Raw genomic sequence first — 15,121 nt, forward strand, 5'->3', positions numbered from 1 at the left:
GGAGGAGAAGAGCGTGTTCATCGACACCCATCTGCACGTCATCGACCGGTCGGCGCTGAACTATCCCTGGCTTGCCAATGTGCCTGATCTCGACCGCGATTTTCTCTACGAGACCTACGCGACCGAGGCCAAACGCTGCGGCATCACCAAAGTGCTGCACATGGAGGTGGATGTCGATCCGGTCATCATGCAGGCCGAGACCGATTATATCAGCCGCCTCGGTGATCTCGTGGCCGGCGCGATCGTCTCCTGCCGGCCGGAAGAAGATGGCTTTGCCGCCTATCTGGAGCGCCAGAAAGCCGATCCCTTCGTCAAGGGCTTCCGGCGCGTGCTGCATGTGGTGCCTGATGATATCTCGGAAGGCGCGCTCTTCCGCGAGAATGTCAGAAGGCTTTCCGGCACCGGCCTGACCTTCGACCTCTGCACGCTGCCGCATCAGGTGAGCAAGGTCGTGGCGCTCGCCGACGCCGCGCCCGACGTGCAGTTCGTGCTCGATCATTGCGGCAATCCGGATATCAAGTCGAACGCCTTCGAGCCCTGGAGCCGCGGCATTGCCGAAATCGCCCGGCGGCCGAATGTCGCCGCCAAGATTTCCGGCATCGTCACCAATGCCGATCCGGCAACCTGGACGGCGGAAAATCTGCGTCCCTATATCGAGCATGTCATATCGAGCTTCGGCTGGGATCGTGTGGTCTGGGGCAGCGACTGGCCTGTCTGCACGCTGGCGAACGGCCTTTCCACCTGGGTCGCGGCGACGCAGGCCGTGCTGTCGGGCACGGCGCAAACGGAGCGTTCGCAGCTGCTTCACGGCAATGCACAGCGGCTGTGGAAACTTTGAACTCTTCCTGTCGCTGTGCGCCTCAGAGACGAATTCTGCAGGATTTTCAACTCCGGTGATCCGTCACCACGTGCAATCCGTAGGGGCTCTCGGATGGCGCGATGTTTTGGCTCAGCCGAAACTACATCCAAACAATTGCTAGGTTGAACTAACTCGGCTAAAAGTTGTTACTGCCGGCCGTGTAAGTTGTCGGGCCGGCTTTCGCAGGAGGGAATATCAGATGAAAGAAGAACCGCATTCCGTGGACGTTCACGTCGGCAAGACGATCCGCATACAGCGACTGCTGAGAAAGGTTTCTCAGACGGAACTGGGCGATCGTGTTGGCGTGACCTTCCAGCAGATCCAAAAGTACGAAAAGGGCTCCAACCGCGTCTCCGCCAGTATGCTCGTCGAAATCGCCGGCGCGCTCAGCGTCGATGTCAGAACCTTCTTCGACGACTTGACGGCCACCGCTGCCAACGCAAACGATAATCCCGCTCCGAGCGAAGAATTCGTCATTTCGCGTGAAGGCGTCCAGCTCAACGCTGCCTTCTTCTCGATCAAGAACGAGCAGCTTCGCAAGAAAATCCTCAAGCTCGTCCAGGCAATCGCCAGCACCGAGCAGATGGACGCCGACGCTGCGGAGTAAAACGTCGGCCTGAATTTTTAGCGATCAGTCGCACCCGCATCGGGATTAATGGCGTTCGATCACGATCAGATTTTCGCCAGCGTCCTTCATTGCGATCTTGGCTTTGCTGCCGACGAGTTTTTCGAGGTTCGCATCGAGTTCCCTATCCGGATCGATGCCGTCCCAATCGATGACGACCTGCAGCAGCGCCATGTTTGTGAGGTGCATGAGATTGCGCAGCTGAAGTTTTTCAGCCTCGTCCTTGGCTGCCGACAGCAGCCGGAAGAGTCTTGCGTATTCTCTGCCTGCACCCTGGTCCCTTTTTTCGAACATTGTTTCCGCCCTCGACGATCATTAAATCCCCACCCAGGATATCTTCGGCGCGGAACCGTTATTCGAGCGTTACAGGCGGCGCCTGCCGCGTGACTTCGGCCTGCAGCAGCTCCCAATGCGAGGTTGCTGCAAAGCTCCAGTCACGCTTTGCTAACGCAAAGCCTCCCTTTTCCAGCCATTCCAGCACGAGCCGTGCGTCGGTGCGCTTGCGTTCGACGCGATTGGCGCGGATCGCTGCCAGGATCTGGTCGCGCCGCGGCTTGCGGGCGAGGTGGCACTCGTCGACCACCTTGGCGTAGGTCCGCTCGGAAAAATGCAGGAAGCGGCCGGCGAGCAGCAGCTTCTTGCGCTCGCTGACGGAAATCTCGCCCCTGGCATGGAGGCCTTCGATCGTCGGCTCGAAATCGACCCACGGGACGGAAAGCGGCAGCCAGCCGAGTTCCTGCGGTGCATGGACGAGCGCCACCGCTTCGTCATCGATGAGCTCGCCGGATTCGTAATCGTCGAAGATCGAGCCGATGCCGACCATGCCGAAAGCGGAACATTCGGCAGCGCGCAGCGCGCCCATGCTGGAGCCGCCGGCAACGGCAATGCCCTTTTCCAGCGCAAAGAGGATTTCCTTGTGCCAGACGGACGGCAGATCGCCGAAATAGCCGTCGATCAGGCCGATTGCGCTCGCCCCCTCATGCACGGCTTTCAGAATGTCGCCGCAGGCTGCGGGCGGGCGGAAATCGATATCGGGATGTTGCTTGCGCGCCTCGGCGATTTCGCTTGCAAGGCTCGGACCGACGAAGAGGACTTTCATGCCGCGGCCTCCCTGATGACGTTGACGGCGCGCAGGCCAAGCTGGATGTATTGGCCGCTGATATCGACCTCGAGGCCCGGCACGATGACGCGCACGACGGAAACCGGAAGGGTCGGATGCGGCAGCGGCACGGCGATGATCTGACTGACGCCCGCGGCCCTCAGCCGGCCGGCAATGTGGCGGATCGTATCCTGGATCGTCATCGGACGTTGCGGGCGCATCGGGAATGGTTTCAGCGCCGCATCATTGCTGCAGAGATCGACGACCTGGCGCATGCCGGCGCTGCGGTCGATCCGCTGGTAGATCCTCGGCGAGAAATCGTCACGGCTGCCGGCAATGGCGGTCAGGCGGCTCTGGGCGGCCTCGGTGATGGCGCGAAGAGCCGCGCGCACCGGATCGGGATGGCAGCCGCAACCGCCGCAGACCTGAGCCCAGCGGGCATCGACGCGATCGGAGAGATTGCCGGGAATGATGACGGCGAGAAAGGCAGGCACACCGATATCGGTGGTCATGTCGATCAGGAGCAGGCGCATGCCGGCCTGGCGGATGCGATCGACCATGACGTCGATGACGGCATCGCCGAAGGCGAGCGGATCGACTCTGCTCTGCTTGAGCTGTTCGGGGGATTTGAGCTGGGTGAGAGCCCAGGCATCGCGCTCGACGAGTTCGCAGAGTCCGTGCAGCACGGCTTCGGCCGGCGTATTGCCCGACGCAAGGCCGTCGCTCGACTGTTCGAAGCCCGGCGGGCGGGCGCCTCGATGGTCGAGGCCGACCAGCCACCAGGGTACGAAACTGGTGCTGCCCGAGAGGAGGTCGAGGCCCGAACACCAGGGGATCTGAGCGTTGTCGATCTCGTCGGGGGCGCAGCGCGCCACGCTGTCGAGGTCGATCATCGCGGCCCGTTCGGCCTTCATGGTCTCGAGGCTGGCGAGCGTCAGGTCGGCAGGTACGGTTTCGGCAATCCGGGTCTCGATCGCCTCCATGGCAGCCGAGGTCATCGCCGCTTCTTTGTCGATACCCTTGCCCTGGAAAACCGACAGCGTGTGGCTGTTCGGCCGTGTGGCGAAGGCAACCGGAATGTTCAGCACGTCGAGCCCGGTCAGCAGTCCGACGCGGGTAATCCCGAAATCGCGCAGATGCGGTTTGATCGCCGCAAAGGTCTGCGCCGGGGTCATCGACCGGTCGTGGTAGCTGTTGACGCCTGCCGATGACCGCTGAAGGTCTTCGGCAAGCAAAGCAAGCTCGGTGAATGCTGACATCAGCTGCTATTCCTTAACGGAATTTCAGGGCGTGCGTCAGGTTTTCAAGGCCGTTCGGTGAAACGCTGAGTTCGTCCTGCTTCATGGCAGCCTTGGCGGCAGCGGAGAAACGGAGCGTCGGGGTCTGGATTGCGGCGTTGGTTTCAACGGTCTTCATGATCTCTCTCCAAAAGGTTGGGCGGCTGGCCGCCGTTAACCATTGGAAGAGAGCATTGCCTGCGTCATTCAAGCGTTACAGGCATTGTTAAAATGCGAGCTATCAGGGCAATCCGGCCAGCTGAAGGGCATGAATCAGCCTGTTCGTGTGAACTTGCTCGCGGTCGGGTATGAAGTGACGGATATTCTCGCTGCGGAAATCCGGGAAATTCTCAAGCACGACCTTGGCATATTTCTGCGCCTTCTTGAGGTCACCGGCCATGGCGTGCGAGGCAGCGAGCAACCGGGCCGTAGCCTGTTTGGTCTTCACGGGCTCCAGCGCCTCGATCGCTTCCTCATATTCCTCGCGGTCGAAATGAATGCCGCCGAGGTTCCAGTAATAATAATCCGGCGGCAGCGGATTGAGCTTGAAGGCTGCCTTGCTCAATTCCAGCGCCTTGTCGAATTCGGCATTGTGCAGCAGCGCGTCGGCATAATCGGCAAGGATGTCGGCATCGTTGGGATTGAGCTCGCGCGCCTGCTCGAACATTTCGAGGCTTTCCTCGAAGCGGCGGCGATAAAGCGCCACGAAGCCGAGCTCGCGATAGGCCCGGCCGCTGTTCGGGTCGGTCTGCCGTGCCATCCTTGCGCAGGCGTAGGCTTCATCCAGCAGGTCCCGGTCGTGCATGCCGCGGATCAGCCATTCCATGCCGAGTGCGCGCGACATGCCGGCATGGGCCGGCGAGAAATGCTCGTAACGGCTGAGCGACGACTTGAACCATCTGCGCGCCTGGCGCAGGTGCTGCAGGTCGGTCTGGGCAATCAGCCGCTTGCCTTCGAGATAGAGGCGATAGGCCGAAGCCGGCACGTCGCCGAGCGGCATCGCCAGTTCGTAGCGCTCGATCGTATCGGCGAGCGTCATGACGATGCGCCGCGTGAGCTGGCTGAAGGCTTCGCTGATCTTCTGCATCGCAAAAGGAATTTCGACCGCCCAAAGCACTTCTGATGTCGAGGTGCGCGTCAGCCGGCAGGTGGTATAGACATCCTCGTCGCGCCCCTGGATCGTCACATAAACGGCATAGTCGAAGGACAGGTCGAGCGGGCCGATGGTCGGGCGCGACGGATCGAGCGCGCGGCTCAGCATTTCCAGGCTCGTATGGGCGGCGATCACCTTGAAGCCGCGCTGCTGGCTGAGCCCGATCGTGACATCTTCGAGCAATGCGCGGCCGACACGCTCCATCAGCGGATCGGTGAAGATGCTCTCTGGCGGCAGGATGACGATGCGCGGCTGGCCGGCCGGATCGATCAGCAGCTCGGAGGCGGGACGCGGACGTTCCGTCACCGGCTGTGCTGTGGCCAGGATGCCGAGTTCGCGGGCGAGCGCTGCCGTGGCCTCGTCCGGCTCGATGTCGAAATCGTCCTTGAGCTGGCTGCGATACTTCAAATAGGCCTGACGCGCCGCCGGCAGGTCGTTCATGCGGGCATGGGCGCGCATCAGCGCCCGGCAAGCGATCTCATTGGCGGGATCGAGCTCGATCAGGCGTTTGGCAAAGGCGATCTGTTCCTCGTCCGGGCGTTCGTCTTCGTTTTCCAGAAGGCGGACAAGATGCGCCGAGCGCGTTTCGTTAATCCGCTGGCGCTCGAAGGTCAGCCAGTCTTCTGCCCCCTGCGTCGGAGATTTGACGCTTTCGAGCAGTTCGCCATGCAGGATGCCGCTTTCTTGTCGCCCCAGCACATCCTTCTGCTTGAGCATATCGAGGTCGATCTCCCAGCCGGGCGCGAGGCCGAGATGGGTGCGCGTGGCGGTGAGCAAGGGCGGTAGGTTTTCAGGAATGCTCTGTTCGATGCGCGACAGAAGCTGGCGCAGGCTGCCGGCCCGCTTTTCGGGGAGTTCGGATTGCCAGAGCTGGCATCGGATGGTTTCGCGGTCGACCAGCGGTTCCGACGACAGCGCTAACATTGCCAATAGGAAATAGGACTTTTCGGGCAAGGGCAGCTCAGTCCCGGCGGCCAACAATCGCGGCCTGCCGAGCAGACATAGTCTGTTCGCTTTCACTTCCCCGGTTGACCCGTCCATCACGGTTCTCACCTTCAAAAGCCGGAATGCGCCGAGCGCACCGACCAGTTATCTGATGTTAGAGTGAATAGCGGGCAACGGGAAGCGCTTTTGCTTTGCCGGGGCAAGATTTTCATCGAATATTTACGGTCCTGGCCGGTGCTTGCTGTCAACATACTTTACGAATGTTGCATATGGACGGGAGGCGCTGCTCTGTTTCGGAGCGTCATCCCGCCATGCGGACCGGCGCTGCCGCCATGTATTCGTCCAATGCCGCCGCTTGCCCGGCCGAGAGGTTAAGCCCCTTCCTGCTGCGCCGCCAGAGCTCGTCCTGCGCGTGCCTGGCCCATTCGTATTGGACGAGATATTCGATCTCGGCCTCACAGAGATCGGCACCGAGAGCCTGCCGGGGTCCTCGATCTTCTGGGCGCTGCCCAGCATCAGCCGGCTTGAGGCTTTGTCGGCCGGCCTGATTAGAAGGCCTGAGCAAGCCGGCGCAATGGTGTTGCGCTCTCGGCAGCGGCTTCGACGAAGTCGAGGCCGATATCGAGCACCGGGGCGCTATGCGTCAGCCAGCCGACGGAAATCAGGTCGACGCCTGAAGCGGCAATCGCTGGCGCCGTTGTCGGCGTTACGCGGCCCGAAGCCTCGGTGATCGCGCGACCGGCGACGATGTCGACTGCTTCGCGCAACTGATCGGGCGTCATGTTGTCGAGGAGCACGGCATCGACCCCCTCGCCCATAGCCTCGTGCAACTGGTCGAGCGTGTCGACCTCCACTTCGATCTTGACCATATGGCCGACACCGGCCTTGGCGCGGCGGATGGCTTGCGAAATGCCGCCGGCAATGGCGACGTGATTGTCCTTGATCAGCACCGCATCATTGAGCGCAAAGCGATGGTTCATGCCGCCGCCGGCGCGCACGGCATATTTTTCCAGCGTCCTCAGACCCGGTGTCGTCTTGCGGGTGCAGACGACAGAGGCCTTGGTGCCGCGGATCGCCTGGACGATGCCCGCCGTCACCGTTGCGATGCCGCAGAGATGGCCGAGGAAATTCAGCGCCGTACGTTCGCCCGTCAACAGCCCGCGCGAGGGACCTTCGATGGTGGCGATGACGCTGCCCGGTTGGACGGCGGCGCCATCAGACAGATGCCGCTTCACTGCGATAGCGGGATCGATGAGCTGGAAGGCAAGCTCGGCGGCATCGAGGCCGGCAACGACACCCGGCTGGCGAGCGGCCATGACGACCGTGGAGCGATGGTCTTCGGGGATGACGGCAGCGGAGGTGATGTCGCCGGCAAGGCCGAGATCCTCGGCAAGGGCGGCGCGCACCAGCGGCTCGACAATGACGCGCGGAAGGGAAGCGAGGTTCATCTCAGGCACTCCTTGCAAGGGGATGGGAGGCGGTGGCCCGGGCAATCTTCAGAGCCTCGGCCAGTGTCATCTTTCGCCGCGCGGCTTCGGCGCGCTTCAGCGGGAAATCGGTGCGCGCATGGGCGCCGCGCGATTCCGCCCGAAGGCTGGCGAAAACCGCAATCAACAGCGCAACGACGGCGGGATCGGAGGCCGCGCCATCGTCTTCGGCAAGCGGCAGCAGGCTTGCGATGGCGCCATGGATCGCTCCTGCGTTGCGCAGCACGCCGAGATGGCGCGAGACGATCGGCCGGACCAGTGAAGGATCGGCCGCGGCCGGCAGCGCAATACCGGTCTCAGGCACCGACGGCTTTGCGGCCGGCATCGAGAGAATGTCGCGCGCGGCACGCATGCCCATGACGGCGGCTTCCAGCAGTGAATTGCTCGCGAGCCGGTTTGCGCCATGCAGGCCGGTAGAGGCTGCCTCGCCGGCAACCCAGAGCCCGGCAACGGAGCTGCGGCCGGCAGCATCGGTCGCGACCCCGCCCATGTGATAATGGACGGCGGGACGAACGGGGATGAGCTGACGGCTCGCGTCGATGCCAGCCTCCCGGCAGAGCGCGTCGATGACAGGGAAGCGGGCGGCGAAACGATCGCCAAGCACCTTGCGGGCGTCGAGGAAGACCCGCCCGCCGCGCGCCAGTTCAGCGCTGATGGCACGCGCCACTACATCGCGCGGGGCAAGTTCTGCGCCCGATACGCCAGCCATGAAACGTTCGCCACGCTCGTTGACGAGCACGGCGCCCTCGCCGCGCACGGCTTCGCTGACGAGCGCCAGGGGCCGGCGGCGGGAATCGAGCGCGGTCGGATGGAACTGCACGAATTCCATGTCGGCGAGTTCTGCTCCGGCGCGGGCCGCCAGCATGATGCCCTGCCCGAAATTGCCGGTCGGATTGGTGGTCGCTTCATAGAGCCCGCCGATGCCGCCGGTCGCAAGCACGATCCGCCGCGTCGCCAGGAGAATCGCATTGTTTTCGCCGGCGCAGACGAGGCCGGTGACGCCCTCCTCATCCGTCAGGATACGACGGGCTTCCAGGCCTTCCAGAACGGTGACGGAGGGTGTCGCGATAACGGCGGCGACAAGCGCACGAATGATCTCCGCACCCGATCCATCGCCTTGCGCATGCACGATGCGGCGGCGATTATGGGCTGCTTCCAGCCCCAGCGACAAGGCGCCATCCGCGGTTCGGTCGAAGCGCATGCCCGCCTGTTCCAGCGCGGCAATGGCATCCGGCGCCTCGGCGATGATCCCGGCAGCGATTGCAGGATCGCAAAGCCCGTCGCCGGCAGCGAGCGTATCGGCAAGATGCAGCGCGGCGCTGTCATCAGCCCCCAAAGCGGCCGCGATGCCGCCTTGCGCCCAGGCGCTCGATGTCTCCGTGCCGAGGCCGGCGCGGGTGACGATGACAACGGGTTCGGGCGCCAGGGTGAGCGCCGTCATCAATCCCGCAAGACCGCTGCCGACGATGACGGTGCGGCCGGTTAGTTGGTCAGCAATCTCGCTCATATCGAAAGCATCCTTTCGACAGCGCGCCGGGCAGCTGCTGCAACCGCGGGATCGACCGTCACCTCATGGCGGTTTTCCTCAAGCGCTGTGCGGATATTGGAAAGCGTGATGCGCTTCATGTGCGGGCAGAGATTGCAGGGGCGAATGAATTCGACATCGGGATGACGCACGGCGACATTGTCGCTCATCGAGCATTCGGTGAGCAGCACGACGCGAGCCGGCTTCCTCTGCCCGACATAATCGGACATGACAGCGGTGGAGCCGGCAAAATCGGCTTCGGCGACGACCTCAGGCGGGCATTCGGGATGGGCAAGCACCATCACGCCCGGATGGTTTTCGCGCAGCTGACGCACATCATCGGCGCTAAAGAGTTCATGCACCTCGCAATGCCCGTGCCAGGCGATGATTTCGACATCGGTTTCCTTGGCGACATTCTGGGCAAGATATTCGTCCGGGATCATCAGCACCCTGGGCACGCCGAGGGATTCGACCACCTTCTTGGCATTGCCCGAGGTGCAGCAGATATCCGAGGCGGCTTTGACGGCGGCCGATGTGTTGACATAGGTGATGATGGGCACGCCCGGATGGGCCTGGCGCAGCAGCGCGACATCTTCAGGGGTGATGGAGTCCGCCAGCGAACAGCCGGCGCCCATATCGGGGATCAGCACCGTCTTTTCCGGGTTCAGCAGCTTTGCCGTCTCGGCCATGAAATGCACGCCGGCGAGCACGATCACGTCGGCATCGACCTCGATTGCCTTTCTCGCGAGTGCCAGACTGTCGCCGACGATATCGGCGACGCCATGGAAGATTTCCGGCGTCTGGTAGTTATGCGCGAGAATGACGGCGTTGCGCTTGCGCTTCAGCTCGAGGATCGCATCGACATCGTCCTGAAACGTCATCCATTCGGCTTTGGGAATGACGCGGCTGACGCGGTCATAGAGGGAAGACGCGGAAACGAGGTGGTTCATGGCCGGCTCCATCAATTATGCTCGATTTGAGCATATCATGCGCAAAGAGATATTCTCACAATGAGCATATGTCAATTGCGGGAGAGTGGTAATTTCGTTCCGGCGAGCGCGCGCTCTTCGAGGATGGTCTGCCGAAAGCGGAAGAGCTTGGCCGGCCGGCCGCCGGTTTCGCTCGTCGCCTCGCCGGTTTCCTCCACCAGTTCCTGCTGCTCGATCAGGCGGCGGAAGTTCTGCTTGTGCAGGGTCAGGCCGGCCAGCGCTTCGACGGTCCGCTGCAATTGCAGCAGGGTGAAGCTCTCAGGCATGAGTTCGAAAACGACAGGGCGATATTTGATCTTGGCCCTTAGTCTGGCGATACCGGTTGCGAGAATCCTCCGGTGATCGGCAAACATCGGCCGGCCGAGATTGTCGGCCTTGCCACAACCCGCCTCAGCAACGAGGCCTGCCTCGTAGAGCAGCTCGTAGCGCTGCAGCGTTAGATCCTCGTTCCAGCCGCCGCCATCGAGCCCGAAGGTGAAATCGGCGCGGCGATGACGGTATTCGCGCCTGATAGGATCGACATCGGCCCAGAGACGCAGCCGCGCAATGAGTTCGTCCATGATGGCGGGACGCCCGTCGCGATGGTCTTCCCAGGGGAAATATTCATACCAGCCATGCCAGCCCGGTCGTCCGGCGCCCGACTGTTCGTTGACGAGGCCGAGATAGCTGATCGAGATGGTGCGACCGCCCTGGATATCATTATTCCGGTCGCGGTCGGCGAAAGTGTAAAGCTGCTCCAGGAAGCCGACGGGATGAGCGGTCTGTTCCTGGATCCATTCGCGCAGGCCCGATTGCAGCGTGCGATGGCCCATTTCGAAGGGGCCTGACGGCAGCGCATCGCCATTGCGGATCGTCATGACGCGCGGCTCGTCGCCCGTCACAGCGACGAGAACCGCGATCAATTCCGCATGGGCAAAGCCTATCGTCACCGGCGCCTGAGAATCTGTTCCTGATGGATCTATTCTCTGACATAGGGCGGCATCAATGCCAATCACAGGCTCGCACCCTCCCCAGCAAAGAGGCTCGCGCTGAATTGAGGACTACCAAATTTTGGTATATATTGGTAGTAACAAGGAGGTTCTCATGTCCAAAAACACATCCATTGCTTTGGGTGATCATTTTGCGGGCTTTGTCGAACGGCAGGTTATTGAGGGCCGCTACGGCTCGGCGAGCGAGGTCATCCGTGCCGGCCTGCGGCTTCTGGAAGAGCACGAGGCCAAAGTGAAGGCGCTGCGCGACGCGATCGGCACCGGTATCGATAGCGGCCAAGCCGAAGATTTCCAATTCGATGCATTCCTCGACCGGAAACGCCGGACCCGGAGGAAATGAAAGGTTACATCCTTTCCAAGGCCGCCATCGCCGATCTTGAGGATATCTGGGACCTACACGTTCGACAACTGGGGCCAGGAGCAGGCGGAGCGCTATATCAACAATATTCGCAACGTCTGCGAAGCTCTGGGATCAGGCGCCCGGAGCGGACGGCCGATCGACGATATCTGGCCGGGCGTGTTCAAGCTCGCTGTCAATTCGCACTTCCTGTTCTATCGAGTGCTTGAAGACGGCCGGACTGGTATCGTCCGTATCCTGCACAAGCGCATGAATGTGGAAGCGCGGCTTGGTGAGACGCCTTTGCATTGACGGCGCTTTTCTGCGCGAACGGGAACCCGCAGGCTCTCACCTCTCCGCTTCCAGCCGATGCAGAAAATTGCGCAACTCTGCCTCGTCGATGCCGACGAGATGGCGCTTTTCCGGATAGGCGCCGGAGCGGATATCCTCGGCCAGTTCGGTGAAGGCGACGATGCGCTCGCGCTGCAGCCGGTCATATTCGGCGGCGAAGTTGCGATAGACCTTGGCGTGGCGCGGCGTGTGATCGCGGTTGGCGCCGAGCACGTCATCGGCAAAGAGATATTGCGCATCGCAGCCGCGGCCGGCACCCATCGAGATCATCAGCATCGACGTGTTGTTGGAAATCGCCGCTGCGACATCGCCGGGAACGACCTCGATCTCGGCAGCGAAGGCGCCCGCCTCTTCGAGCGCCTTCGTCTGGCGCCAGACCTCGAAGGCGCTCGCCGCCGTCTTGCCGACCGCGCGGAAACCGCCAGTCCAGGTGGCTTTCGATGGGACGAGGCCGACATGGCCGCAGACGGGAATACCCTCGTCGCGCATACGGCGGATGGTCTGCAGGCTTGCGGCGCAATAAACGGCATCGCCGCCCGCCTTCAATGCCTTGAAGGCCTCGCGCATATACTCTTCCGCCGAGACATGATCGCCATATTCGAGGCCAGGAATGGCAAAGGGCGAGGGTGCTGCCTCGCGAAAAGCCGGTCCCAGCAGAGCGGGCGGCACCGAGACCATATCGATGCCGGCCTTTTCGGAAGCTTCCGCCTCTTCGAGCGAGGTGATGCGCAGCATGGTGAGCTGGCGCCTTCCCTTGAGCGCGAGCAGGTCTGCGACCGTCGCGCGATTATGCTTCTTCATCGCAATATCCTTTGAATCATCAGGCGGCGAGCAGCGTCTTCAGCTTGACATTGCTGGCGGTCAACGCGGCGGGATCGGGATGGGCGCGTGCGGCGATCAGCATTTCCGCCAGCCTGATGTCGCGCGCCACCGCATTGCCCGGCCCGATGCCGCTTGCGGCAAGGAGCCGGCCCTCAGCATCGAGGTGGAAGAGGATGAAGGCCCCTTCGCCGAGATCACGGCGCAGATGCGTAACCGCGCCATCGGCAAGCCCGGCAATCTGCAGCACCATGTCATACTGATCTGACCAGAACCACGGCACGGCTGAGATTGGTGTGTCAGCGCCGAGCATATTGGCGGCGGCGAGCGTGCCCTGTTCCTGTGCGTTGCGCCAGGATTCCAGCCGCACCCGCCGGCCGCCGTAGATATCAAGGGGAAAAGAGCAGCAATCGCCGGCGGCAAAGATATCGGGCGCGGATGTGCGCAGCCGGTCATCGACGGCGACACCGTTGTCGATCACCAGACCGGCCGCCTCGGCAAGTTCGACATTCGGCCGCGCGCCGATGCCGACAAGCGCCAGATCGGCCTCGATCGTCTCGTCGGGTGAAAGCCGGATGACGGCCTTACCCTCCTGCTCCGACAGCGCTTCGATGGAAGCGCCGCAGCGCAGATCGACGCCTTCGGCGCGATGGCGTTCGGCAACGAGTTGGGCGATATCCTCGGGAACGCCGCGCTTCAGCACCCGCTCCAGCCCTTCAATGAGAACCACATCGGCGCCAAGCTTCCGGGCGCTCGCAGCGACCTCCAGCCCGATGAAGCCGCCACCGATGACCGCAAGCCGTTTGCCGGGCTGCAGCATGGCGCGCAACGTCAGCGCATCATGATGGGTGCGCAGCGAGCGGATATGGCTGCTTTCAGCAGGTGCGTTCGGAAAGCCGCGGGCGCTGGCGCCGGTCGTAAGCAGCAGCCGGTCAAAAGTAAGGTGGCTGCCATCCGACAAGGTGATGCGATGAGCTTCGGCGTCGAGTCCGGTTGCAGTCACACCGGTCAGAAGGCGGATATTGCCTGCGGCATAGGTTTCGTGTGCCGCGATGAATTTCGGATCGACACTGCTCGAAAGCCCGGCCTTGGAAAGCAGCGGCCGCTCATAGGGTGCATGCTGTTCGGAGCCGACGAGCGTGATCTCGCCGTCAAACCCCTTTTCCCTGAGCGCAAAGGCGGCGCGTGCGCCGCACTCGCCTGCTCCAATAATGACGAAATGGGCCATGACGCACCTCAGATCGCGATGAAGACGGAACCGTCTTCGATCTTGACGGGATAGGTCTTCAGGTTGACGCAGACCGGTGCGCCCTTGGCCTCGCCGGTCTTGTAGTTGAAGCGGCCATTATGCTTGGGACATTCGATGATCTCGTCCATAACGAGCCCGTCGGCGAGATGGATCTGCTCATGGGTGCAGAGCCCGTCGGTGGCGAAGAATTCGTCGTCGGGGCTGCGATAGACCGCGAAGGTGCGCCCGCCATGGTCAAAACGGATGACATCCTCCTCGTCGATCTCGTTCTTGCCGCAAACCTCGATCCAGTTTCCGCTCATCTCTGTTCCTCCCTTGATCCTGTTATTGAGCCGCGGGCGCCAGTTCGGCGTGGAATTCCTCGCGATAGGGCCGCGCCGTCGCCGGCAGTTCCCGCTTCAGGAAATAATCCTCGTTGCGAAGCTGGCGCAGGAAGGCCGGGATCATCTCCCGGTAGCCGGACCAGATCGACGGATTGGGTGCCGGCAGATCGTGCTTGATCATCGCATGCAGCTTTGGCAGCGCGTGATAGGGCACCATCGGGAACATGTGATGCTCGACGTGATAGTTCATGTTCCAGTAGATGAAGCGGCTGATCGGGTTCATGTAGACGGTGCGGCTGTTCAGCCGGTGGTCGATGACATCGTCGGCAAGCCCGCCATGCTGCAGCAGGCCGGTCAACACGTGATGCCAGGCGCCGTAGAGACGCGGCAGGCCGATCAGCATCAGCGGCAGGATCGAGCCGGTGTAAACGGCAAGCGCTGTTGTGGCGACATAGATGGCCAGCCAGACGCGGGCGATGCGGATCGCCTTCGGCTGCTCCATCTCGGGAATAAAGGTTTTCTCTTCGGCGCTGATGATGCCGGCCGAATTTCTGATCATGTCGACGATCGCATGCCAGACATCGACAATGCCGAAGAAATTGAGGATCAGCCGGAAGAGATCCGGCGGGCGCATGACCGCGATCTCGGGATCGCGGCCGACGATGATGGTGTCGGTATGGTGGCGCGTATGGCTCCAGCGCCAGGTCACCGGATTGCGCATGATCATGAAGCAGGCGATCTGGTAGACGGCGTCGTTCATCCAGCGTGTCTTGAAGGCCGTGCCATGGCCGCATTCATGCCAGCGGCTGTCGGAGGCCGAGCCGTAGAGAACGCCGTAAGCGAGGAAAAAGGGCGCGGCGATCCAGGAGCCCCAGAAATAGATGCCGAGCGCGGCGAAGGCCACCATGCCGCCGAGCCAGAGGGCCGTGTCGCGGATGGCTGTCGCGTCGGACCGCTGCATCAGCGCCTTCATCTCCTTGCGGGCAATATCGGTGTGATACCATTGCGCCGCCGCCAGCCCGGTTTCGACCGCTGTGCGGCTGCTCTCGCCCAAAAGGCTGTAATCGCGTTTTCTTGCCTCGCCAGCCATGCCG

Annotated in this window: 17 protein-coding genes and 1 pseudogene; 4 read left to right on the forward strand and 14 right to left on the reverse strand. The window is 62.3% G+C overall.

What is annotated here, in order from left to right; all coding sequences use genetic code 11:
* The first annotated feature begins 13 nt into the window (after nucleotides 1-13).
* The gene (locus FHT82_RS04235) at nucleotides 14-838 is read left to right on the forward strand and encodes an amidohydrolase (RefSeq protein ID WP_183726582.1); all 825 of its coding nucleotides are present in this window, start codon (nucleotides 14-16) and stop codon (nucleotides 836-838) included.
* A 220-nt stretch (nucleotides 839-1,058) separates the two neighbouring features.
* Nucleotides 1,059-1,466: a helix-turn-helix transcriptional regulator gene (locus FHT82_RS04240; protein WP_183726584.1), complete on the forward strand. Its 408-nt coding sequence runs from the start codon at nucleotides 1,059-1,061 to the stop codon at nucleotides 1,464-1,466.
* A gap of 45 nt (nucleotides 1,467-1,511) precedes the next feature.
* Here FHT82_RS04240 and FHT82_RS04245 read toward each other — a convergent pair whose 3' ends face one another.
* From FHT82_RS04245 to FHT82_RS04285, 10 genes and pseudogenes are all read right to left on the reverse strand, one after another.
* On the reverse strand, nucleotides 1,512-1,778 hold the full coding sequence (locus FHT82_RS04245; protein ID WP_183726586.1) for a hypothetical protein: 267 nt from the start codon (nucleotides 1,776-1,778) through the stop codon (nucleotides 1,512-1,514).
* Between the two features lie 58 nt (nucleotides 1,779-1,836).
* On the reverse strand, nucleotides 1,837-2,583 hold the full coding sequence (locus FHT82_RS04250; protein ID WP_183726588.1) for a TfuA-like protein: 747 nt from the start codon (nucleotides 2,581-2,583) through the stop codon (nucleotides 1,837-1,839).
* On the reverse strand, nucleotides 2,580-3,842 hold the full coding sequence (locus FHT82_RS04255) for a YcaO-like family protein (protein WP_183726590.1): 1,263 nt from the start codon (nucleotides 3,840-3,842) through the stop codon (nucleotides 2,580-2,582). Before FHT82_RS04255 ends, FHT82_RS04250 begins: the two co-directional genes overlap by 4 nt.
* Nucleotides 3,843-3,855: 13 nt before the next feature.
* A complete protein-coding gene (locus FHT82_RS04260) occupies nucleotides 3,856-3,999 on the reverse strand; it encodes a hypothetical protein (protein WP_183726592.1) in 144 nt (47 codons plus the stop codon).
* A 102-nt stretch (nucleotides 4,000-4,101) separates the two neighbouring features.
* Nucleotides 4,102-6,054: a BTAD domain-containing putative transcriptional regulator gene (locus FHT82_RS04265; protein ID WP_183726594.1), complete on the reverse strand. Its 1,953-nt coding sequence runs from the start codon at nucleotides 6,052-6,054 to the stop codon at nucleotides 4,102-4,104.
* 205 nt (nucleotides 6,055-6,259) lie between these two features.
* Nucleotides 6,260-6,477, reverse strand: a pseudogene (locus FHT82_RS30275) (glycerol-3-phosphate dehydrogenase); the annotation flags it as partial.
* Between the two features lie 29 nt (nucleotides 6,478-6,506).
* On the reverse strand, nucleotides 6,507-7,406 hold the full coding sequence (gene nadC / locus FHT82_RS04270; protein ID WP_183726596.1) for a carboxylating nicotinate-nucleotide diphosphorylase: 900 nt from the start codon (nucleotides 7,404-7,406) through the stop codon (nucleotides 6,507-6,509).
* Between the two features lies 1 nt (nucleotide 7,407).
* Nucleotides 7,408-8,952: an L-aspartate oxidase gene (locus tag FHT82_RS04275; protein ID WP_183726598.1), complete on the reverse strand. Its 1,545-nt coding sequence runs from the start codon at nucleotides 8,950-8,952 to the stop codon at nucleotides 7,408-7,410.
* Nucleotides 8,949-9,920 (reverse strand): quinolinate synthase NadA, encoded by a 972-nt coding sequence (gene nadA, locus FHT82_RS04280; protein WP_183726600.1) that lies wholly within the window; start codon nucleotides 9,918-9,920, stop codon nucleotides 8,949-8,951. The genes FHT82_RS04275 and nadA overlap by 4 nt, the downstream gene beginning before the upstream one ends.
* 71 nt (nucleotides 9,921-9,991) lie before the next feature.
* Nucleotides 9,992-10,888, reverse strand: a complete 897-nt coding sequence (locus FHT82_RS04285; protein WP_183726602.1) for a hypothetical protein — start codon at nucleotides 10,886-10,888, stop codon at nucleotides 9,992-9,994.
* A gap of 154 nt (nucleotides 10,889-11,042) precedes the next feature.
* Between FHT82_RS04285 and FHT82_RS04290 the strand changes: the two genes are divergently transcribed.
* Together FHT82_RS04290 and FHT82_RS04295 are read left to right on the forward strand one after the other, a co-directional pair.
* Complete coding sequence (locus tag FHT82_RS04290; RefSeq protein WP_183726604.1) at nucleotides 11,043-11,288, forward strand: type II toxin-antitoxin system ParD family antitoxin; 246 nt, start codon at nucleotides 11,043-11,045, stop codon at nucleotides 11,286-11,288.
* 36 nt (nucleotides 11,289-11,324) lie between these two features.
* Nucleotides 11,325-11,597: a type II toxin-antitoxin system RelE/ParE family toxin gene (locus FHT82_RS04295; RefSeq protein ID WP_183726606.1), complete on the forward strand. Its 273-nt coding sequence runs from the start codon at nucleotides 11,325-11,327 to the stop codon at nucleotides 11,595-11,597.
* 36 nt (nucleotides 11,598-11,633) lie between these two features.
* Here the strand turns inward: FHT82_RS04295 and FHT82_RS04300 are convergent, their stop codons facing one another.
* Genes FHT82_RS04300 through FHT82_RS04315 form a run of 4 tightly spaced genes read right to left on the reverse strand, consistent with a single transcriptional unit; the run spans nucleotide 11,634 to nucleotide 15,117 of the window.
* Nucleotides 11,634-12,437, reverse strand: a complete 804-nt coding sequence (locus tag FHT82_RS04300; protein WP_183726608.1) for a 3-methyl-2-oxobutanoate hydroxymethyltransferase — start codon at nucleotides 12,435-12,437, stop codon at nucleotides 11,634-11,636.
* Between the two features lie 19 nt (nucleotides 12,438-12,456).
* Nucleotides 12,457-13,683 (reverse strand): FAD-dependent oxidoreductase, encoded by a 1,227-nt coding sequence (locus tag FHT82_RS04305; protein ID WP_183726610.1) that lies wholly within the window; start codon nucleotides 13,681-13,683, stop codon nucleotides 12,457-12,459.
* Nucleotides 13,684-13,691: 8 nt separating this feature from the next.
* The gene (locus tag FHT82_RS04310) at nucleotides 13,692-14,006 is read right to left on the reverse strand and encodes a MocE family 2Fe-2S type ferredoxin (RefSeq protein ID WP_183726612.1); all 315 of its coding nucleotides are present in this window, start codon (nucleotides 14,004-14,006) and stop codon (nucleotides 13,692-13,694) included.
* 22 nt (nucleotides 14,007-14,028) lie between these two features.
* A complete protein-coding gene (locus tag FHT82_RS04315; RefSeq protein ID WP_183726614.1) occupies nucleotides 14,029-15,117 on the reverse strand; it encodes a fatty acid desaturase family protein in 1,089 nt (362 codons plus the stop codon).
* Nucleotides 15,118-15,121: the final 4 nt, after the last annotated feature.

The sequence above is a fragment of the Rhizobium sp. BK275 genome, assembly GCF_014193555.1.
In the GTDB taxonomy this organism is placed as follows: domain Bacteria; phylum Pseudomonadota; class Alphaproteobacteria; order Rhizobiales; family Rhizobiaceae; genus Rhizobium.